17 protein-coding genes, 1 tRNA gene and 1 pseudogene are annotated in these 19,796 nt (G+C 58.1%); 8 read left to right on the top strand and 11 right to left on the bottom strand.

The window, feature by feature from the left end; translation table 11 throughout:
• Positions 1–15 precede the first annotated feature (15 nt).
• On the top strand, positions 16–480 hold the full coding sequence (gene rnhA / locus LG31_RS0109635; RefSeq protein WP_033114259.1) for a ribonuclease HI: 465 nt from the start codon (positions 16–18) through the stop codon (positions 478–480).
• Here rnhA and LG31_RS0109630 read toward each other — a convergent pair.
• The gene (locus LG31_RS0109630) at positions 468–1,190 is read right to left on the bottom strand and encodes a methyltransferase domain-containing protein (protein ID WP_033114258.1); all 723 of its coding nucleotides are present in this window, start codon (positions 1,188–1,190) and stop codon (positions 468–470) included. The genes rnhA and LG31_RS0109630 overlap by 13 nt on opposite strands.
• A 72-nt stretch (positions 1,191–1,262) precedes the next feature.
• Here LG31_RS0109630 and gloB point away from each other — a divergent pair, with 72 nt between their 5' ends.
• Positions 1,263–2,027 (top strand): hydroxyacylglutathione hydrolase, encoded by a 765-nt coding sequence (gene gloB / locus LG31_RS0109625; RefSeq protein WP_033114257.1) that lies wholly within the window; start codon positions 1,263–1,265, stop codon positions 2,025–2,027.
• A 70-nt stretch (positions 2,028–2,097) separates the two neighbouring features.
• On the top strand, positions 2,098–3,648 hold the full coding sequence (locus LG31_RS0109620) for a lytic transglycosylase (RefSeq protein ID WP_033114256.1): 1,551 nt from the start codon (positions 2,098–2,100) through the stop codon (positions 3,646–3,648).
• A gap of 64 nt (positions 3,649–3,712) precedes the next feature.
• Here the strand turns inward: LG31_RS0109620 and LG31_RS21775 are convergent, their stop codons facing one another.
• From LG31_RS21775 to LG31_RS0109610, 3 genes are all read right to left on the bottom strand, one after another.
• Positions 3,713–3,844: a hypothetical protein gene (locus tag LG31_RS21775; RefSeq protein WP_274518917.1), complete on the bottom strand. Its 132-nt coding sequence runs from the start codon at positions 3,842–3,844 to the stop codon at positions 3,713–3,715.
• 184 nt (positions 3,845–4,028) lie between these two features.
• Positions 4,029–5,054: a succinylglutamate desuccinylase gene (gene astE / locus LG31_RS0109615; RefSeq protein ID WP_033114255.1), complete on the bottom strand. Its 1,026-nt coding sequence runs from the start codon at positions 5,052–5,054 to the stop codon at positions 4,029–4,031.
• Between the two features lie 272 nt (positions 5,055–5,326).
• On the bottom strand, positions 5,327–5,536 hold the full coding sequence (locus LG31_RS0109610) for a DUF1127 domain-containing protein (RefSeq protein WP_033114254.1): 210 nt from the start codon (positions 5,534–5,536) through the stop codon (positions 5,327–5,329).
• Positions 5,537–6,064: 528 nt separating this feature from the next.
• On the opposite strand from LG31_RS0109610, the gene LG31_RS0109605 reads away from it, so the two are divergent.
• Complete coding sequence (locus LG31_RS0109605) at positions 6,065–6,958, top strand: DNA replication terminus site-binding protein (protein WP_033114253.1); 894 nt, start codon at positions 6,065–6,067, stop codon at positions 6,956–6,958.
• 108 nt (positions 6,959–7,066) lie between these two features.
• Here LG31_RS0109605 and LG31_RS0109600 read toward each other — a convergent pair whose 3' ends face one another.
• Both LG31_RS0109600 and LG31_RS0109595 read right to left on the bottom strand, forming a co-directional pair.
• Positions 7,067–10,903, bottom strand: coding sequence for a DEAD/DEAH box helicase (locus LG31_RS0109600; protein WP_033114252.1), 3,837 nt, complete (start codon positions 10,901–10,903; stop codon positions 7,067–7,069).
• A 512-nt stretch (positions 10,904–11,415) separates the two neighbouring features.
• Positions 11,416–11,505 (bottom strand) — tRNA-Ser (locus tag LG31_RS0109595).
• A 382-nt stretch (positions 11,506–11,887) separates the two neighbouring features.
• Between LG31_RS0109595 and LG31_RS0109590 the strand changes: the two genes are divergently transcribed.
• Entirely contained in the window at positions 11,888–12,799 is a 912-nt protein-coding gene (locus LG31_RS0109590) for a L,D-transpeptidase family protein (protein WP_033114251.1), read from the top strand.
• A 24-nt stretch (positions 12,800–12,823) separates the two neighbouring features.
• Complete coding sequence (locus LG31_RS0109585) at positions 12,824–13,810, top strand: DUF481 domain-containing protein (protein WP_033114250.1); 987 nt, start codon at positions 12,824–12,826, stop codon at positions 13,808–13,810.
• A 66-nt stretch (positions 13,811–13,876) separates the two neighbouring features.
• Here the strand turns inward: LG31_RS0109585 and LG31_RS0109580 are convergent, their stop codons facing one another.
• The 4 genes from LG31_RS0109580 to LG31_RS0109565 all read right to left on the bottom strand — a co-directional run bounded on the left by LG31_RS0109580 (position 13,877) and on the right by LG31_RS0109565 (position 18,069).
• Positions 13,877–15,292, bottom strand: coding sequence for an SLC13 family permease (locus LG31_RS0109580; RefSeq protein WP_033114249.1), 1,416 nt, complete (start codon positions 15,290–15,292; stop codon positions 13,877–13,879).
• A gap of 224 nt (positions 15,293–15,516) precedes the next feature.
• Positions 15,517–16,242, bottom strand: a complete 726-nt coding sequence (locus LG31_RS0109575) for a MaoC family dehydratase (protein ID WP_033114248.1) — start codon at positions 16,240–16,242, stop codon at positions 15,517–15,519.
• A 243-nt stretch (positions 16,243–16,485) separates the two neighbouring features.
• Complete coding sequence (gene rlmF, locus LG31_RS0109570) at positions 16,486–17,430, bottom strand: 23S rRNA (adenine(1618)-N(6))-methyltransferase RlmF (RefSeq protein WP_033114247.1); 945 nt, start codon at positions 17,428–17,430, stop codon at positions 16,486–16,488.
• A 150-nt stretch (positions 17,431–17,580) separates the two neighbouring features.
• Positions 17,581–18,069, bottom strand: a complete 489-nt coding sequence (locus LG31_RS0109565; RefSeq protein WP_033114246.1) for a C40 family peptidase — start codon at positions 18,067–18,069, stop codon at positions 17,581–17,583.
• A gap of 275 nt (positions 18,070–18,344) precedes the next feature.
• On the opposite strand from LG31_RS0109565, the gene LG31_RS0109560 reads away from it, so the two are divergent.
• Positions 18,345–19,064 carry a 4'-phosphopantetheinyl transferase family protein gene (locus tag LG31_RS0109560; protein WP_033114245.1) on the top strand — a complete coding sequence of 240 codons (720 nt, stop codon included), beginning with the start codon at positions 18,345–18,347 and terminating at the stop codon, positions 19,062–19,064.
• Positions 19,065–19,114: 50 nt separating this feature from the next.
• Positions 19,115–19,486: a DUF3846 domain-containing protein gene (locus LG31_RS0109555; RefSeq protein WP_033114244.1), complete on the top strand. Its 372-nt coding sequence runs from the start codon at positions 19,115–19,117 to the stop codon at positions 19,484–19,486.
• Between the two features lie 27 nt (positions 19,487–19,513).
• Here the strand turns inward: LG31_RS0109555 and LG31_RS0109550 are convergent.
• A pseudogene (locus LG31_RS0109550) lies at positions 19,514–19,796 on the bottom strand (hypothetical protein); the annotation flags it as partial.

Below are 19,796 nucleotides of genomic sequence, written 5' to 3'. Positions count from 1 at the left end.
TTTACCCCAAGCCTCATGTTAAAACAGATTGATTTGTATACGGATGGTTCCTGCCTCGGCAACCCGGGCCCAGGCGGTTATGGCGCCGTGATGGTCTATGGCAAGCACCGCAAGGAGATTGCGGCCGGCTTTCGCCTCACCACCAACAACCGGATGGAGCTGATGGCCGCCATTATGGGCCTGCGCACTCTCAACGAATCCTGCCAGGTTCGCCTCACCACTGACAGCCAGTATGTGCGCCAGGGGATCACCCAGTGGATCATCGGCTGGAAGAAGAAGGGGTGGATGACTGCCAACCGCCAGCCGGTCAAAAACGTCGATCTCTGGAAAGAGCTGGATGCGGAAGTGAGCCGTCACCAGATCGAGTGGCTCTGGGTCAAAGGGCACTCGGGCCATCCGGAAAACGAACGCTGTGACGAGCTGGCCCGCGAGGCGGCCTGCGGCAAAGATCTGGCCGAGGATACCGGCTACCAGCCCTGACGGGCCATGCCCTGTGTGGCGAGGGATTTTGGCAGCTGCCAGCGGCGGCGCACCGGGATCAGCGGAAAGCGCCGTTTACGGGCAGCAATGACATAGACAGAAGCAAACGCACGGCAGTAGTCCCGCCCTACACTCTCCTGCCACCAGCTGTGCCAGCTCTGTTTGCCCATAAACGAGTAACCGAAGCGCTCATCAAACATCACCTCGCACCCCAGCAGATGGAGCCAGTCGGTGACTCGCCCGGGGGTAAACATCCGCGCCGACCAGGGCACCTTGCGCCGCAAAAAAGGGATGCAGTGGCCTATGCCCACCAGACTCATGGGGTTGTAGCCACTGATAATCAGCCAGCCATCGTCGGTCAGCACCCTTTCGGCTTCGCGCAACACCTGATGGGGATCGGCAGAGAAATCGAGACAGTGGGCCAGCAGGCAGGCATCGACACTGCCGGTACGCACCGGCAATGCCATAGGATCGCCATACATGTCGAGCAGCCGCCCCTCGCAGGCGACGCCCACCTGATGGCGAATGGATGAGCGTTTGCAGGAGAGTTCGGCGCTCAGGGCGCCAATCTTGAGCAAGTGATAGCCAAACAGGTTGGGACACCAGCTGTCGAGCCGCTCCTGGATCTCGGCAGCAACCCAGTCCCCCATAGGCAACGCGGACCAGCTGGTCGGGATCTCGATTTGTTGTTCGGTACGTGCCACCTGCATAATAGGGCTCAACTCGCGGTTTCGAACGCCATCCTGTTATATAAGATACCCTCCCTAAAGAGAAGCAGACTCATGTATCCAGTGATCACAGTTCCAGCCTTTAATGACAACTACATCTGGTTGATTAGACACGAAAATCACTGTCTGGTTGTCGACCCGGGCGAAGCGGCCCCCGTGCTGGAGCGGCTCGAGGCATTGGGTCTGGTGCTCGATGCCATCCTACTGACCCACCATCATCACGACCATGTGGGCGGGGTTGGCGAACTGCTCGAACAGTTCCCTCATGCCCGGCTATATGGCCCCAAACTTGACCCCATGCCGGCCCACCATGGCCAGTGGCTGGAAGATGGCGATCAGATCAACTGGCATGGTCTTGCCCTCGAGGTGATCCATGTGCCCGGCCATACCCGCGGCCATATCGCCTACCATGGCAACGGCATGCTCTTTTGCGGTGACACCCTCTTCTCGGCCGGTTGTGGTCGCCTCTTTGAAGGGACGCCGGAGCAGATGTATCACTCGCTGCAACGCCTCACCGCCCTGCCCGACGACACCCTCATCTATTGTGCCCACGAATACACCCTGTCAAACCTGCGCTTCGCCTACGCGGTCGAGCCGGACAACCCGGCGATCCGTGATCAGATCGGGCTGATCAGCAAACTGCGGCAACAGGGGCTGCCAAGCCTGCCCAGCCGACTGGGGGATGAACGCAGGTTTAATGTTTTTCTGCGCTGCGAGCTCGATTCAGTGAAATTTTCTGCTGAAAAGCAGGGGCTAAAATGCGTGGAAAATCCGGTAGATACCTTCACGATCCTGCGCCAATGGAAGGATGTTTTTTGAACAAACCTTGATCAGGGGGGGATTGCCCCTTATGATGCGAGCTGTTTTTCTTAAAAATGACCGGAACGAGATGAAGGTACGAACGGCCTTATTGGCAGCGCTGTTGCTCAGCGGCTGCCAAAACCTGAGCCATCAGGATGACCGGGCGCTAACGGCAATCGAGCCGATCAAGTCCCCCCAGGTCAACAAAAAAGCGCATAAAAAACACTCTTCACGTTTTCTGTTTGGCGATGAACAGCTGGACGAAATGGAAGATACGGACAATCTGTGGGTGCGTATCAGCGATGATATGCAACTGGAAACTCCAGACAATGCGCGCATCCGCCAACAACGTGAGTGGCTGTTGCGCAATGATAAGCATCTGGCGACCATTGCCAGCCGGGCTGAACCCTACCTCTATCTGATGGTAGAGGAGATTGAACGGCGTGAGCTGCCAATGGAGCTTATTACTGTCCCGATGATCGAGAGCATGTTTGATCCTCATGCCCGATCCCGCAGCAATGCCGTCGGTTTGTGGCAGTTTGTGCCCGCCACCGGCAAGAACTTCGGTCTGCGCCACGACAACTGGTATGACGGACGGCGCGATGTGCTGGCCTCCACCAATGCGGCGCTCGACTATCTGGAATATCTGAACCGCTTCTTTGATGGTGACTGGCTGCAAACGCTGGCCGCCTACAATGCCGGTGAAGGACGGGTTCGCAACGCCATCCAGCGCAACCAGCGTGCCGGCAAGCCGACCGACTACTGGTCGCTCGATCTGCCGCGCGAAACCCAGATGTATGTGCCCAAGATCCTGGCCATGGCTGACATGATCAGCAATGCCGACAAGTACAACGTCCAGCTGCCGGTGCTCGCCAACGAGCCGAAGCTGCGGGTGGTGGAAACCGGCAGCCAGATCGATCTGAACGTGGCGGCCCAGCTGGCCGGTGTACGCACCTCGCAGCTCAAGGAGGTCAACCCTGCCTTGAGCCGTGGCGTGATGTCACCGCGCGGCCCCTACCGCCTGCTGGTACCGGTTGAATATGCCAATACCCTGGAGCTGGCACTGGCCGATCTGCCCAAGAGCGAGCGTATCCGTACCCGCTCCTATCAGGTCACCAGTGGCGACACCCTGTCACGCATCGCCCAGAATCACGGCGTCAGCGTGAGCGAGCTGAAACTGGCCAACAATCTGCGTGGCAACAGCCTGCGTCGCGGTCAGCGTCTGGTCATTCCGACCAGCGGCCATACCGTCAGCAGCAAGGCAAGTGCCGCCCCGCAACAGCTGGCCAGCCGTGGCAGCAGCCAGAAAGGTAAGGTGAGCTACAAGGTGCGCTCAGGTGACAACCTGTGGAGCATCAGCCAGGCGCACGGCGTCTCCCACGAGGAGCTCGCCAAGTGGAACGGTTTGAACGCCAAGTCGGCCCTGAAACCCGGCATGAAGCTGGTGGTCTATCCCAAGCAGGGGAAGAAGAGCGACAAGTCGATGGTCTATCAGGTTCGCCGTGGTGACTCCATCTCCTCCATCGCCGCGCGCTTCCAGGTCGCCATCAACGATGTGATGCGCTGGAACCAGCTCGACAAAGGGGACTACCTGAAGCCGGGCCAGGAGATCACCCTGTTTGTGAAGAACAACAGCTGATCCCCCGCCAACGCCATTAAAAAACGGAGCCAGTCAGATGACTGGCTCCGTTTTTTTATTCCCTTTACTCCCCGTGACACAGTTCGCGCTCTTCATCCCGATAGGGCCGGACAGCGCTGGCCAACCGCAGCCACCACCACATATCTATCAGATCGGCCAACCCCTTGAGCGCCTTGCTGGCGTGTTCTGTGGCCATCCCGGAGAGCAGGCTGGTCACTATAAGCTGGATTTATGGCATTTCCCAAAATGCCCCAACTTTTGCTTATACCGCTTCGCCAACCCCTTCACATGACCAACCTGGCCTAAAGAGAGCGGGAAACACCCTCCGTCCGATCAGCCACATACGATTCACCCCCGCAACCAAGGGGCCATTGCATGGCTTATTCCCAGAGCCGGGTCGGCACCACCAGCAACACGGTGCGCTGGCCAATCGCCACGTTGGCATTGGGGAAGACCACCGCCTCGCGGGGCTGCTCGACGGTGTAGCGCAGCTCGCCATCCTCGGCCAGCACGAACCCTTGCGGGAACTCGGTGAAATTGTCCACATCGCTGGCAAAGAGGAAGCGAAAGTCCGCCGATTTTTTGGTGATCACCCGATCGATGGCAAACAGGGTGAAATCATCCGCCCGCCAGGGTTCGAGCGCCACCTCGTCCTGACTGACCAACTCCTGCAGCGCCTGCCGGGTTTCGATAAAGCGGGTCATGTCGTTCTCGCCAAATGGCCGCACCTTGCCCAGCTCCACCGTGAAGGCGTGGGCACCGTGCTGGCGCGAGCTGTAGTAGCTGAAGGTGGTGGTCGGGCTGGCGGAGAGCAGTATGGTGCGCACCCCGCAGGCGCCGAGGAACTGCACCTGCTCGCGGCAGTGGGGCCGCTCGTGGGGGAAGGGGTAGACGGCAAATTTCTCGTGGCGCGAACCGCGAATGGCGGTGTGCAGGTCGTAGTGGTAGCGGGGGCGGGCCGGATCGGCAAAGAAGCGGCTCACATACTGCTCGAGGCGCATGGCGCGGATCCGCTCCCGATTGCAGAGTCCCTCCCCCTTGCTGTGGGCGCCGGAGAAGAGCCGGTTCATGTTCTCCTCCACCTCCCGCAGCCCGAGGTTCATCGCCGCCGGATTGCCAAACAGGAACAGCACCCGATGGCGGGCGCTCAGCTCACCTGAAAGCAAACGAGTCAGCAGCTGGTTGCAGATCTCGATGGGGGCGGTCTCGTTGCCGTGGATGCCGCAGGAGAGGACGATATCCTTGCGCCCTCCGGGCTGGCCGCCCGCTCCGCTGGCAGGCTCCAGACAGATGACACCGGTATCCCAGATACTGACCTGCGTGCCATCCGGCAGCGCAAAATCAAAGGGATCGAGCTGCCACTCGTGGCTGCGGGTCATGGCCAAAAAATCGTGCTGGGGAATCATCCGTCTCACCCTCTTGCGCTGGAACACTATGGCCGGATTATACGCAAGGCGTTGCGGCTTAAAACCGATTTTTAAACAAATTCAAACATTAACGATACAAGTCGCAGCAAGGTAAAACGGCAGCAATGGGCGGAGCAACAACGGGATATGAAGGCGGGGAAGCGAGGGCAATAACGGGGCAAACAACAGCAGGGTTGACGGGGTGACCTGATGTCACCCGGCCGTCAGCATACAGGTATCAGCAGATAAACGAGGCATCCATGCCCGGCTGATCAACCACGCCAGAACGGCTTGGTGGTCTCTTGATAACGGTCAGCTTCGTTCAGGCCGATGTCTTTGAGCAGGTACTCGGGCAGCTCGGAGAGCTGGCGACGGCTGCGGCTGCGATCCAGCCAGGTCAGAACGGTCATTTTAACGCGAGCAACCAGATTCAATTGGCTGGAATGCTGGTAACCGGTTTCGGTATAAGTCATGTTGGCCATGATGTGGCTCCTCTGAATATTTGTTTACGCACTGGGCTTAAATTTGATGCGCAAAGCTTAGTCAGGGAGTCAGACCGACTCAATTGACGAATTTTGATACATTACATTAGTAAATCTAATGTCTAAAAACGGCAGGATTTAATTTTAACGCTTTGATTTTAAAAAACTAATTATTTTAACGGTTGGCCAGCAGAGTTGCACAGCATATTGTGCTGCATGGCACCCATCTATATATGCATTTTACTGCTTTACATATGCAGGGATGGACAAGGTTTGAACAGCTGGCAACAGCGGGGTTACACGAAATTGTTAATTTAATGATCTTGTGGCGATCTTTATTTAACACAATGAAACATAAATAAAACCATTACCGCATCCCCATTCAGAGGCGCACATTGCCCCCCCCCAAAAAGTGCCTCTTGGCACTCCAGCCGCATGCTGGTATGTTTATTTATACAGTAGTTTTGCTACCCGCAGGTGATGTCATACCTGATGTCGTCAACAGCGGGTCAGACCACAGGATCATCGATGGATACCTTTACCCCTACCGCCGCCCTGCGTCAACAGATGGAGACCATTGAAGCCTCTCTGGATCAGCTGGCCACCCTGCTCGGCCAGCTCGAACTGCAGGAGGCCAATGTCTATCCCCTCCCCCCGGTCTCGCAGGGCGAAGAGCACGAGCCCATCAGCCAAATTGAGGTGGGTTACCTTAGCGGCGATGAGGCGCTGGCCGCCACCCTGTCAGCCTATCGGGATCACAGCGCCCGCCCCGGCTGCTCCACCAAGGCCACCCGTCGTCTGCCGGGCTGGCTGCGCTTTCCCGCCGCCGCTGCTCCGCTGATCCAGCCGCTGGTTGAGGAGATCAACCAGCGCAAGTTCGATTTCAAAGCGCTGGTGCAGCAGGCGGGCGGACGGGACGAGAAGTTCGAGCTGGTACATACCGCCCTGCCCGGGGTGATCACCCTGCAGGTCTACCGTAAGCTGACGTGGCTACATGGAGAGCTCCACTCCCTTGGTTTTACCTGGGCTGACAAGCAGACCATCAATCGCCTCACCCGCGAACAGGTGCTGGAGATGCTGGAGCGCAGTCGCCGCTACATACCGGCTCTCTCCAACAACGAGGAGTGGAGCAAGATGGTGGATCAGGAGGTATACGACATTCGCCGCCTGCCCGCCGATGCCGAGCTGCGGATCCGCCGCCCGGTCAAGACCCACCCGATGATCAACCTGCTCTGGCAGGATCGCACCCCGCGCAAGCAGCAGATCAAGGCGAGCCTGCCGCTGCTGCTCTGCTCGGACAGCCCACCCGCAGTCACCCATCTGGGCAATTATCCCCCCAAGAGCCGGCAGGCGCGGCGGGATCGCAAGATTGGCGGCGAGCCCATCATCGAGCGGCTGCACCTCTACCTCTATCAGGGCTAGTGCAGCGCTGGCGAAAACAGGCAAGCAGAAACAACAGAGGGGAGCACATCGGCAAGATGTGCCCCCCTCTTCCATATGGCATGGCCATGTCGCTGGTGATACAGCGGATCAGCTCATCAGCAGGGCCCGCAGGCTCTCCACATCCAGCCCGCGCACCTCCGACTGGCCGCTCAACAGACCATCGGCCAGCGCCCGCTTCTCGTCGTGCAGGGCGACAATCTTCTCCTCCACCGTCTGCTCGCACACCAGACGATAGACGGTCACCGGCTGGGTCTGGCCCATCCGGTGTGCCCGATCGCTCGCCTGATCTTCCACCGCCGGGTTCCACCAGGGATCGAGGTGCAGCACGGTATCGGCCTGGGTGAGGTTGAGACCGGTGCCTCCTGCCTTGAGGCTGATGAGAAACAGCGGTACCGCCTCGTGGCGAAAACGCAGGATGGAGTCCTGCCGCGCCTTGGCCGAACAGCCGCCATCCAGATAGCAGTAGTCCCAGGACTTCTGCTCGATGCGGGCACGCAGCAGGCTCAGCAGATCGACAAACTGGCTGAACACCAGCACCCGATGACCGCCATCGATCGCCTCCTCCAGCAGGGCCATCGCCTCGTCCAGCTTGCTGCTGGTCTGCGACCACTCGGGCATCACCAGCTCCGGCGAACAGCAGAGCCGGCGCAGTCGGGTCAGGCCGCTCAGCACGTGCATCAGGGCACGGCCATCGGCACTTTGCACCTGCTGTACCACTTCGCGCCGGGTCGCCTCGTAAAGCTGTCGCTCCTCGGGAGAGAGGCTGATGTGGTGGATGATCTCGGTCTTGTCCGGCAGCTCGGTCAACACCTCCTGTTTGAGGCGGCGCAGGATGAAGGGGCTGATCACCGCCCGCAGCAAGGCCATGTGCTGGGGATCCTTGACCGCCTTGCCAAAGCGGCGCTTGAACTCGCCAAGGCTGCCGAGCAATCCCGGGTTGATAAAGGTGAAGAGGCTCCACAGCTCCCCCAGATGGTTCTCGATGGGAGTGCCGGAGAGGGCGAGGCGAAAATCGCCGTCGAGCTGGAACAGCAGCTTGGCGCGCTGGGTACCGGCGTTTTTGATCTGCTGCGCTTCATCGAGCACCATGGAGGACCAGCGGCGCGCCTTGAGCGCCTCCGCCAGACTGCCGAGCATGCCGTAGTTGATGAGGATCACCTGCCCCGCTTTGGCATCGCGAATAATTCGCTCGCGCTCGGCGGGATTGTCAAAGATCACCACCTCCAGCTCGGGGGCGAAACGGGCTACCTCCTCCTGCCAGTTGGTGACCACCGACTTGGGCACCACCACCAGCGCCGGCCCCAGATGCTGGCGCATCCGCAATACGATCAGCGCCTGCAGCGTCTTGCCAAGGCCCATGTCATCGGCCAGGCAGGCGCCAAAGCCGTGATGGGCCAGGGTCGCCATCCAGCGCACCCCCTCCTTCTGGTAATCCCGCAGCGCGGTGAGCAGCTCGGGCGGGCAGGCAACCTCCTGCTGCCACTCCTGCTGCAGGGATTGCCACGCCGCATCCCCCTCGGTGGTGATGACCGAGAGTAGACGGGTAAGCGGATAGGCCAGCTTGTGGTTGATCCGCTGCTCATCGTCGAGCATGGCCCCCAGCATGGAGAGCCGCTCCACCAGCTTGTCGCTCAGCATCAGGCTGGTCTTTTCGTCGAGCTGGACGGTACGCTGTCCCGGGGTCAGCTGGCGCAGGATCAGACGCAAGTCGAGGATCTGGTGTTCATCAAGGGCGAGCGCCCCCTCAACCTGAAACCAGTCCTGCCGCCGCTCGATGCGCAGGCTCAGGGCCGCCTCATCGAGACTCTTGAGGCGCGCGCTGTCCTGATGCCAGTGAATGACCACGCCGGCATCCACCAGCTCGGGCAGGGCATTGACCAGCGCCAGTGCCTGCTCTCCTTCGAGGCACCACTCGCTGCCGGGCAGATCGATGGGCAATTGATTGCGCAGCAGTTGGGCCTGCCCCTTCTCGGCGGCGAGATCGCGCTGCCAGTAGTGGTTGCCCTTGATCCCCTGACGGATGATGGTCTCCCCCTTGCCCAGAGGCTGGGGAGGCAGCTCGTCGAAACGGGTCACCAGCTTGACTGCCAGCTGGCCATCCTGCCAATCGAGTTGCACCGAAGGAATGCCCGGCCAGGGGGCCAGTTCAGCATTGCCGTGCAATCCCTCAACCTGGCTGTGCCAGGGCAGATCGGCGATCCCGTCCAGGGTGCGCTGCAACTCGCTCATCCCCTCGGCGGGCAGCAGCGGGATGGATTCGAGCGCCGGCAAGCGGTCGAGCAGCGGCTGCGGGGTGAGGATGAGCTGCCACAGATCCTGCGCCAGCGGCATGATGTGAGCGCCGCGCGCGGCTGCAGCGGGGATCAGCAGGGCGCTCATCCCCTCTTCGGTCGCCACAATTTGCAGCAGCGGCGCCGTGATGGCGAGCTGCAGTTTCTGCCCCTTGGCGTTGAACAGGCGCGGATGGTCAGCGAGCGGCGCCCAGACATCCCGGGGCAAGCGTCCCATCACCCGCGGCAGGGTGCGTACCACCGCCCAGTCGTGCTCATCGAGCAGCGCCGCATACTGGGTGGAGAGCAGGGAGGGATCGACCCGGCGGCCCGCCGTCCACTCCCCCTTGGTACTGAGCTTCTGGATCTTGCACTCCAGCTCGGGGCCATCGGCGTGGAGCAGCCATACCAGCCGCTCCTGCGGCTTGCGAACGCCACTGGCGCGGCCCAGCCCCTGCAGCCAGTTGAGCCAGCTGGCAGAGGCGGCTCCCTTCTCCTCGCCGGAATCTTCCTCTTCCGCGTCATCATCGGCATCGCTGCTGCGCAGCTGGCCAAGCGGCGCCCCTGTGGCCGCCTCGCCCAGCAGCAGGCGCAGCAGATCCTGACAAAACGCCATCAACCGGTGATGGGGTTCGGCATCGAGCAGGTGGGAGAGATCCCACTTGTGCAGCATGGCCACCTGCGCGCTCTGGGCGCCGTGACGGGCCAGCGCGCAGAGATCGAGCCAGAGGTAGCCCCAGTGCAGCTCCTCCACCGGCAGTTGCAGGGTATCGAACAGCCCGACCGCCTGACCGTGCCGCTCCCCGGCCCACTGGCTAAGCAGATCGGCCAGCAGCGGAAACTGCCCGCCAAGGCTGCGCTGCCACTTCTTGCGCTGCTCGCTGGCAATGACAAGGTCAGCCTGTTGCAGCCAGCCAAGCCAGAGCAGGGCACTGAAGGCTCGGGGCCACTGCCCCTCACAACCCTCAGCCTGCCACTGGCCAAGAGCAGTGAGCAGCCGCTCCCCCAGCGGGCCGCTCTCTCCTTGCAAGGCAACCGCCTGCAGGGCTGGCCACAAGAGGCTGGAGTCGGAGCTCTCGCCATCACCGCAGAGCCAGCGCCACTCAGCCTCAAACGCCCGCCCTTGCGCCTGAACTTCGGGGGCACAGCGGGTCAGAGCACTCGCCAATGGCCAGCGCTCTTCATAAGGAGCATCGAGCAGCAGTTGCAGCGAAAAGTGCTCCAGCAGCAGTTGCTGCCAGACCAGGCTGGAGCCTGCAAGCAGCTGATGGGCATCGGGGGTATCGAGCAGGGTGAGCAGATCACCGGGAGAGAAGAAGGCCGGGATCTCGCCCGCCTTGCCCCGGCACAGCTCACGCACCAGCCCGTGAACCAGATCCTGACCAGTCACCGAGGAGACCCGGCTCCAGTCAGGGGCGGCGCACACACCGGCCCGCACGCCCAGGATCAGCGCCAGCGTCCCCTCGGCAGTCAGGCTCCACTGCTGCTCCCCACGTAATCTGACAAGGCCGGCGTCATGAAGCCGGGTCAGGTGGCTGGCGAGCTCATGGCCCACCTCCAGCGTCTCTTGTAACAGACGGGTACTGGCGACACGCTGCAGTTGCAAGGTACTGAGCAGGAGATAACTATCCGAAGAGAGGGTGGAGGCAGACATCAAAACTCACGGGCAGATGCAAAAGCGGAATTTTAACGGTAAAGCGCCGGCCACTCGACCCTTTACAGTGAAATAACTCAAAAAAAAACGGCCATCCGTGATGACCGTCGAAAGTAACGAAGGAAATAGCCGGATTTACCAGTTATCTCCCACAGCGGGAAAATCGGGAGCGCTAGCCCCTAATTCGTGGAGCCAATGCTAGAGGTTGACGCTTCAAAAAGCTTTGAAGCGGATCACAGTTGAAAAGGATTTCTGAAAGCGCTTTCAAATTTCAGGCTGGAAAACAGTAGAGTTCAAGCCAAATGAGTCACAGTGCGACCAAAAGCCATAGTGCTGATCGCCTGTTGGTTGGCGGCGCCATCTTTGATGTTATCAACCAATCATCTTGCACGGATAACTCCTTTCAACACCAGAAAACATCAAACGCAGCCCAGGTAATCAAAACAAAAAACCCGCAGAGCCATCAGCTATGCGGGTTTCAGGTATTTCCCGGACTGTTCCGGGTAACGATTTGGCGGAGAGACAGGGATTCGAACCCTGGGTGGCATTGCTGCCACAATTGATTTCGAGTCAATCCCGTTCGGCCACTCCGGCATCTCTCCGTGGGATGATTTTTTACCCAAGCAAGGGGAATAATGCAATGAAAATTTCTTACTTATCAATCGAGTGAATGCTTTTTAGCCAATCATTCCCCCTTCCTCTCCAAGCAAACCCTATCGACACCAACCAAGCCAGACAGGATTGTCTGGCCAGATAAAAAGATTCATCCATCTTGTCCTGTTCGCCATTCGAGTCAGTAGTTCGCTGTTTATCAGCCCCTTGCGACAAAAAGGGTGGCCGTCGCCACTTTTGGCTGGTTTACTGTCGCCTCAACGCGCTATTTGTCGCAAATAGCCTTGCGCGACAAGGCAAAAAAAGAACAGAGATGACTGTCGGGGCGTTAAGTCGGAATCACCTTGCCCCGCGCCAACCGATGGAACACCGATGCCGATAAAAACCCTCCTCTTTCTGCTGCTGGCCCTGATTTCTGCACTGCCCGTACAGGCCAGAAGCTATCCACTTCCACCGGCTGGCAGCCGCCTGATTGGCGAGCTGGAGGATTACATCATCCAGCAGGATGAGTATCTGGAGCTGGTTGGCAAACATACCCAAATTGGTTTTTTGGCGCTGCTTGAAGCAAATCCCGGTGTTGATCCCTATTTACCCAAGCCGGGCACCCGCTTGACCCTGCCGACCCAGATGCTGCTGCCCGATGTCCCGCGCGAGGGGATAGTGATTAATCTGCCCGAGCTGCGCCTCTACTACTTCCCGAAAGGGAAGCAGGAGGTGATCGTGCTGCCCATCGGGATCGGCGACATCGGTCGCGAGACACCCGAGATGACCACCACCATCATCGAGAAAAATCCCGATCCGAGTTGGGTACCCGGTCCCATGGTGCGCAAATCCTGGCTGGAGCAGCAGGGGATCACGCTGCCAGCGGTTGTGCCGCCGGGACCGGACAATCCTCTCGGCAAATTCGCCATGCGCCTGGGTTATGGCAAACGAGACTATCTCATTCACGGTACCAACAAGGATTTTGGCGTAGGCCTGCGGGTGAGCGCGGGCTGTATCCGCCTGCGCCCTGATGATATCGAGTCCCTCTTCAAGATGGTGCCGCTCGGCACGCAGGTGCGGGTCATCAATCAACCGGTCAAGGTTGCCATCGAGCCTGATGGTCGTTGCTGGCTGGAGGTGCACTCTCCTCTGTCACGCACGGAAGATGAGATGGAGCAGGGCGCGCCTCTTGTTCTCACCTCGGAGGTAGAACAATTTATTGCGGCCCCCGAAGTAGAACAGAGTGCAGTCGCTGCGACTATGGCACTGAAGAATGGCTTGCCCAAGCCCATCAGCAACTGACACTGCGCGGAGTTGCCCCAAACCATGAGATACCTGCTGCTCTTTTTGTTGTTCTCCTGCCCGCCGCTTTGGGCCAAAGACATCCTATGGATGCAAAATGGTGATCGCCTAACCGGTACCATTGAAGAGATCACCGACCAGTCGGTACGGATTGCCCTGCCCTATAGCGGGTCAGTCACCGTCAAGCGTGATGCCATAAAACGCTGGCGACTCGAAAAGCAGGACAAGCCCAAGGCGACAGCCAAGGGAGGCATAAAACTGTTCGAGGATGGGAATGACGAACGCAATACCTGGTTATGGAGCGGCAGTGGCGACCTCAACGTCAAGATCAGGGACAACGACAAGAAGACCAACAACGTCAACGTCAAAGGCACGACTGAAGTGGCCAATCTCGACTGGCGTTACACTCTGTCGGGAGAATATAACTACGAAACCTCCAACAACGTCACCGATAACCATGACTACAAGGTGACTCCCACCCTCGACTACTTCTTCGATCAACACTGGTTCATTCGCAGCTCGATCAATGCCGAATATGACATGCTTGACGACAACTACCTGAAACTCGATTTTGGTTCAGGCCCCGGTTATCGCTTCTGGAATGACAAAAAAAGGCGGCTCGAGCTTATTGCCCAGGGAGGCATGCTGCGAGCCTACTATCGCAACAATGAGCTGCTGAGCATATTTTATTCAAGCTCACATACCATCAGCTATCCCATCGGGGAGCTACTCTGGGACTACCGCCAACCGCTCTCTTTCTGGCAGCAACCATTCGAGCTGTTCAGCAAAGGAAGCTATACCAAGTATCTGGCTCAACCCTCCCCCTATATCACTCTCAATCAGGATATCTCTGGCAGCATAGGCATGCGTTACTACTTCAACGACCACCTGCGCCTCTCGTGGAGCACTGAAGTCGAGCGAGAGGAAGGGGAGTTCAACCTGGGCCCGTTCAGCCAGTCTCTCAACAAAACTGATTACAAACACCTTCTCAGTCTGGGTGCCAGTTTCTAGGCCCAAGAGTAATCAAAAGGAGGAGCCAGATTGGCTCCTCCTTTTATGAGACACACAGACTGGCAGCTAGATCAGGCCCCAAGCCGCGACCTGGTAGATCCACAACATCGCCAGCACTGTGCCCACTATCCCCATGATGACGCCGATCCTTACCATCTGGCGGCTCTCCACCAGACCGGTGGCGTGGGCCAGCGCATTGGGCGGCGTACTGATAGGGAGCGACATGCCCAGCGATACCGAGATGGTCACCGCCAGGATCAGGGTGTGGCTGCCGCCCCACTCGGCAAGCTCCGGCATGCTGACCGCCAGTGCAGCCACCAGCGGCAGCAACAGGTTGGCTGTCGCCGTATTGGACATAAAGTTGGCCATCACTACCGCCAGCAAACACGCCCCGACCAGCACGGCGAGTGTGGAGTACTCATGGAATGGTATGTGAGTGATGAGACGCTCAGCCAGCCCTGAGTCCTCCAGCGCCAACCCCAGCGCAATCCCGCCCGACACCAGCCAGAGTACGTCGAGGGAGATCTTGTGCAGGTCATCCTTGGTGATGATCCCTGTCGTCAAAAAGACGGCGACCGGGATCATGGCGACGACGTAGGAGTTCATGCCGTGCAGATCACCGAGCAGCCAGAGCACTATGGTGGTAATGAAGGTGAGATAGACTACCCAGGCCCGGGGTGTCTGCATGAAACGCCCCTCGATTTTCAGCTCGATCTGTTTGAGCGGGCTCGGGAAGAAACGCCCCAGCAGAAACCAGCCAAGCAGCAGCAAGAGCGCGACGAAGGGCACCGCAAACCCCATCCACTGACCAAACGAGATGGCATGCTCACCGGTGAGGTACTTGAGGGCCACCGCGTTGGGCGGTGTGCCTATGGGGGTACCAATTCCGCCCAGATTGGCTGCCAGCGGAATGGCCAGCACAAACCCCACCTTGGCCGGATCCCGCTCCGGGAATACCGCCAGCACCGGTGCCAGAATGGCCAGCATCATGGCCGTGGTAGCGGTGTTGCTCATGAACATGGAGAAGGTGGCGGTAATGAGCATCAGCCCCAGCATCACGACTCTGGGGTTGCGGCCGAAAGGGCGCAGCAGCACCCGCGCCAGATTCACATCCAGATGGTATTTGGTTGCAGCAATGGCCAGAAAAAAGCCGCCGAGAAAGAGCATGATGACCGGTGAGGCAAAGGTTGCCATCACCTCGGTCGACTTGAGCAGCGAACCAAACCCTGGCTCGCTCTTGCCTGCCGTCATGAACCAGAGCCCCTTGTCGGAGAGCAACAGCAGCTCCAGCACGATGATCAGCACAGAGGTGGCGAAGATGGGGATGGGCTCCAGGATCCAACAGAGCGCCGCCAGCACGAAAATAGCGACCACCCGCTGCTCGACCACAGTAATGCCCTCGAGCGGGATCCAGTGCGTCGGTATCAGCAGGATAAAGAGACTGAACAACAGTGGCAGAATAATCTTGTGATTGATGGGCACTATCGTCTCCAGAATAGGGATTGAGAAGTCGATAGTGGCATAAGATGCTGCCGTTTCAGGAAACGGACTTGCCAAAATGAGAGCTGACTAACCGCATACAACGCGATTTTGTGAGTCATATCAAGCGCAAGCAGCGTCTCTGAACGTTCATGCAGCGCCTGACGGCCAAAATGAAAACGGGCTGGCTATTGCGAACCCGTTTGCTCATCACCAACGAAGAGGGATCAGAAGTAGATGCGAGTCACCGACTCTATCACGCAACCCGGGCGGCGGATCCCTTCGATCTCCACCTTGATCTCTTTGAGCAGCTCAAGCCCGCCCTTGATGGGGGTAACCCGTGCCAACCTGGTGCGAGCGCGAATGTTGCTCTCCACCTTGATGGGGTACGGGAAGCGCACCTGATCCAGCCCGAAGTTCACTACCATGCGAGCAGTCGGAAACTCGGGAGTCGATTCATCCACCGAGCCGGTCAGCTGCGGCAGCAGAGCCAGCGTCAGGAAACCGTGCGCAATGGTGGTCTTGAAGGGCGACTCGGCAGCCGCACGCTCCGGATTGGTGTGGATCCACTGATGATCACCGGTCACCGCGGCAAACTGATCGATCATCTGCTGGCTGATATGGAGCCACTCGCCGACATGGGTCTCTTCGCCAATCTTGCCCTGCAGCTCGGCATAGAGCGCAGCGGCTTCGCCCTCCAGCTCGATGGCAGGATCCTGCGCCACGGCAGGCTGGCCGTTGGCCACCTGAGCCACGGTGTCGGCATTCTGCTGCTGTGCGTTCTGGGCTTCGCTTTGCAAGTCCAGCACCCGTCCCAGCAGAGGGTGAAGATGTGCCTTTTGCTGAAACTCACGCCAGTAGTCGCGGATAGCCGGAGAGAGCCAATCCTTGAGCTCAAAGGGGTGCTGCGCCAGAATTTCGCGCTTGCGCTTCAGAAAATCGACAACTTTCATGTTCCGATCCCTATGTGATTCAATGCCGGTAAAGAGGTCTAACCAGTCCTATTTTATTAAAGTTACAGCTGAAAGTGCAAAAAAATCTCGGCGTACACCTGTACCAAGGCAGAAGTCACTACTCATATCACATCAAAAAGCATTATCTGCCAATGAGGAAATCGATTTCCAACAGAGATCTCGACCTCCCTTCTATCCCCATGGCGATCAAAAAAGGCCCGCAACGGGCCTTGTTCAATCAGCTCAGCGCGGGGCTGACCACCATTCACGCATGCCGGCATCATCGAAATAGGTCCAGGCCAACACCCGGCTCACCTTGTTGCCCTGCGCCATCTCAAGCACCCGAATTTCACGAGCCCCGACCCGGGTCAACGCCTTTTTGGCAACTGGCAGATTCTCCTTCTTGGAGACCAGCGAGCTGAACCAGAGGCACTGGCTGGCAAACTCCTTGCTCTGATTGATCATCCTGGTCAGAAACGCCGCCTCGCCCCCATCGCACCAAAGCTCGGCTTTCTGGCCGCCAAAATTGAGTACTGGCGCCCCCTTCACCTCTTTGCCCAGATTGCGCAGCTTGCGCCCGCTCCCCTTGCTCGCCTCTGCCAGCGATGCGTGAAAGGGTGGATTACAGAGGGTCAGTGCAAAGCGTTCCTTCGGCCCTATGATGCCGCGAAAGATATGCTCGGGATTGCCCTGCAGGCGACACTCGATCTGGTTGCCAAGTCCATTGCTTTTGGCCAGCAGAGCAGCCGCTTTCACCGATACCGGATCAATATCGGAGCCTACAAAACGCCAGCCATACTCACGACTGCCGAGCAGCGGATAGATACAGTTAGCTCCGACCCCGATGTCCAGCACCCTCACCCCTTTGCCAGCAGGTACCTTGCCGGCACTCTCGGCCAGCAGATCGGCCACCCGGTGCAGATAATCGACCCGCCCCGGAATGGGTGGACAGAGGTAACCGGCGGGCAGATCCCAGTGAACAATGCCGTAGTGGTGGGCCAGCAAAGCGCGGTTCAGAGCCTTGACCGCAGCGGGATCGGCAAAATCGATGCTGAGATTGCCGTAGTCGTTGGTAAAAAGATAAGTGGCCAACTCCGGAGTCTGCCGGCAGAGCGCCTCAAAGTCGTAACCATCGAGATGGCGATTGCGGGGATGGAGTCCGGATTTGCGGTCATTGCGGGATGTCATGCTGGGCCTGCCGAAGAAAAACGGGCCCACACTATAGTGATTTGGCCTGCGAAAGTCTAAATCGCAGCCATAAAAAACCGGGCTTCAGGAGCCCGGTTCAAGTGAGGTTGGAAAAACAGTCCGTACTGCGAGCCGTTTGTCCAGCCTGACTCAGATATCAATCCGGCGCGCTTGCCAGAACTTGCTGCGCCAGTATTGGCTGTCCAGCTTGGAGCGGGTCACACCGGCTCGGGTCGAGGCGTGGATAAACTCGCCATTCCCGACATAGATGCCGACATGATTGAGACGACGATTGATTTTGAAGAAGACCAGATCACCCTCGACCAGATCCTTCTTGGAAACACGAGTCCCTTCATGGACTTGAGAGCGGGTGTCACGGGGTAACTCGACACCGACGGCATTGCGGAACACTTCGCGGGCAAAAGCGGAACAATCGATACCACGCTGGCTACTGCCACCCATCCGGTACGGAACGCCACGCCACTCTTTATAAACTGTCAGGATTTCATTCACATCAGGTGTTTGCGAAGCTTCCGGTTCAATAACGGGTTCCATCATGGAAACTTCGATCTTGCTCGCGACCTCGGTTTGGGGTGCCGAGGCACAACCCACCATTCCGAGCGCGACCAGCAGTAGCATCAGGTGGCGCAATCCTTTATCCCCGCAAAAATAGAAATCTTGTTAAAATACGGCCCCGAAAGGCAATTAATAAGGCAACAGCACCCGACTATATCCAAGAATTCTATCGAGGCAAGTGAAAATCCCTATCGGGCTCACATTTTTGCAAGGAAATGCACGATTTTTCATAATTAATGTGATCATGGCCAAACAATATACAATCGCAAAAGTAGCCATCCGGCTCAGAGATAAGTGGCATTTATCCCTGCTTCATCACCCTTTTAAAGTGAAAAATTATGATCGCCACCGATCTTTTTTTGTTAAATCCAGCCCTGATAGCTCAGGAATCGCTCGCTACCTTGCCCGAGCTGTTATCGGCTGATGAACATCATATTTGGCAGCAAATGAGCCACAACTTGCGCCGTCAGGAGTATCTGGTCAGCCGGGCCTTGCTGCGCCAGCTTCTGGCACAGAGACTGGCCACTTCGCCATCCGCGTTGCAATTTAGCAACGGGGAACACGGCAAGCCGCAGCTGCAAGATGGGCGCTGGCATTTCAATCTCAGCCACAGTGGCTCCTGGCTGGTGCTGGCGCTGTGTCAGCAAGGGCCGCTCGGGGTTGATATCGAGCTGGGCAAAAGACGGCACTCTCCCCTGCCCCTTGCCCGGCGGTTTTATGCACAGAGTGAATATGAGTGGCTCTGCGCCCTGCCGGAGAATGAGCAGGAGAGCGCCTTCTACCGGCTCTGGTCACGCAAGGAAGCCGTGCTCAAGGCCCATGGCGGCGGCATCGCCGCCGGGCTTGAGAAAGTACGCTTCATCCCTGACGAGGCGTGGCGCCTCGATAACCAGCTCGATGAGCAGCACTATCAGGTTCAGGATTGGCCCTTTGCCAGTGGCTGGCTGAGCCTTGCCGCCGCCACGACAGCGGTCAATGGCTACCGGCTGGATGAGCGCTTGAATTGCCATCCCCTTACCCCCATGTTGTTCCAAACCCTTTCGGAAGAGTCCAACTGATGATGCTGCGTTGTGTAGTACTTTGCATAACAAGCTCATGAGGTTTTACGATGGACACTAATAGTAACAAGTACTTGAAGTTCACGGTACAAGACGGGGTGCTCAAGCAAACAGTAGAGGAGTTCAGCAAGGGATCTCTGCTTGAACAGATGCAGGCAGCAGTACAAGGGCGTATAGAGGTTGCACGGTACTTAGAAGCGCACGGAGAGCCGTGGGCGGCTGTTATCGTTAACGAAGAAGGGCTAATGGATGGATCGCTGCGTTGGTACGTCCCTAGGGATTCATGGTTGTATCAACAGTGGCCGGAGCACATGCAGTACCATAAAGTCCCTGTTGCATTCGGTACTGTCATTATCGTAGGTGACAACAGCAGAGACTTTACTGGGCTAAGTGCAGAACAACTTCAAGTGCTGTGCCGTTAATACTTGAGGGGGCAATGCCCCCTCCTTTTAGAACCCATATTTGGCAATGCTTGCCACTATATCGCTTTGCTCTTTTGCTTTTATCACATCGTCAACGCTTTCGTTGAGCTTTTCCGCAAGTGCAATTGCATGGTCTAACAGTTGCTCCAAGCTCTGCTCGGTAATCGTTACTGGATTGCCGTCTTTATCCTTTCCACCGCGATGCACTAAGTGGTTTCGAATCAACGTTGCAGCTTCGATATCATTTATAGGCCAGTTTTTTTGTACTTGAATGCCAAACGTTGCTTTGTAACGCTCAACTACTTTATTG

The sequence above is a fragment of the Aeromonas lacus genome (genome assembly GCF_000764665.1).
GTDB lineage: Bacteria > Pseudomonadota > Gammaproteobacteria > Enterobacterales > Aeromonadaceae > Aeromonas > Aeromonas lacus.
Note: the sequence above shows the minus strand (reverse complement) of the source record. Positions and strands in the feature narration are given on the sequence as shown.

What these genes read in the sequence shown, in the direction of transcription:
- LG31_RS0109565 (WP_033114246.1), bottom strand. Translation starts at nt 18,069, where the DNA reads ATGCTACTGCTGGTCGCGCTCGGAATGGTGGGTTGTGCCTCGGCACCC.
- LG31_RS0109600 (WP_033114252.1), bottom strand. Translation starts at nt 10,903, where the DNA reads ATGTCTGCCTCCACCCTCTCTTCGGATAGTTATCTCCTGCTCAGTACC.
- astE (WP_033114255.1), bottom strand. Translation starts at nt 5,054, where the DNA reads ATGATTCCCCAGCACGATTTTTTGGCCATGACCCGCAGCCACGAGTGG.
- rlmF (WP_033114247.1), bottom strand. Translation starts at nt 17,430, where the DNA reads ATGACATCCCGCAATGACCGCAAATCCGGACTCCATCCCCGCAATCGC.
- LG31_RS0109620 (WP_033114256.1), top strand. Translation starts at nt 2,098, where the DNA reads ATGAAGGTACGAACGGCCTTATTGGCAGCGCTGTTGCTCAGCGGCTGC.
- gloB (WP_033114257.1), top strand. Translation starts at nt 1,263, where the DNA reads ATGTATCCAGTGATCACAGTTCCAGCCTTTAATGACAACTACATCTGG.
- LG31_RS0109555 (WP_033114244.1), top strand. Translation starts at nt 19,115, where the DNA reads ATGGACACTAATAGTAACAAGTACTTGAAGTTCACGGTACAAGACGGG.
- LG31_RS0109560 (WP_033114245.1), top strand. Translation starts at nt 18,345, where the DNA reads ATGATCGCCACCGATCTTTTTTTGTTAAATCCAGCCCTGATAGCTCAG.
- LG31_RS0109605 (WP_033114253.1), top strand. Translation starts at nt 6,065, where the DNA reads ATGGATACCTTTACCCCTACCGCCGCCCTGCGTCAACAGATGGAGACC.
- LG31_RS0109575 (WP_033114248.1), bottom strand. Translation starts at nt 16,242, where the DNA reads ATGAAAGTTGTCGATTTTCTGAAGCGCAAGCGCGAAATTCTGGCGCAG.
- rnhA (WP_033114259.1), top strand. Translation starts at nt 16, where the DNA reads ATGTTAAAACAGATTGATTTGTATACGGATGGTTCCTGCCTCGGCAAC.
- LG31_RS21775 (WP_274518917.1), bottom strand. Translation starts at nt 3,844, where the DNA reads ATGGCCACAGAACACGCCAGCAAGGCGCTCAAGGGGTTGGCCGATCTG.
- LG31_RS0109610 (WP_033114254.1), bottom strand. Translation starts at nt 5,536, where the DNA reads ATGGCCAACATGACTTATACCGAAACCGGTTACCAGCATTCCAGCCAA.
- LG31_RS0109590 (WP_033114251.1), top strand. Translation starts at nt 11,888, where the DNA reads ATGCCGATAAAAACCCTCCTCTTTCTGCTGCTGGCCCTGATTTCTGCA.
- LG31_RS0109585 (WP_033114250.1), top strand. Translation starts at nt 12,824, where the DNA reads ATGAGATACCTGCTGCTCTTTTTGTTGTTCTCCTGCCCGCCGCTTTGG.
- LG31_RS0109630 (WP_033114258.1), bottom strand. Translation starts at nt 1,190, where the DNA reads ATGCAGGTGGCACGTACCGAACAACAAATCGAGATCCCGACCAGCTGG.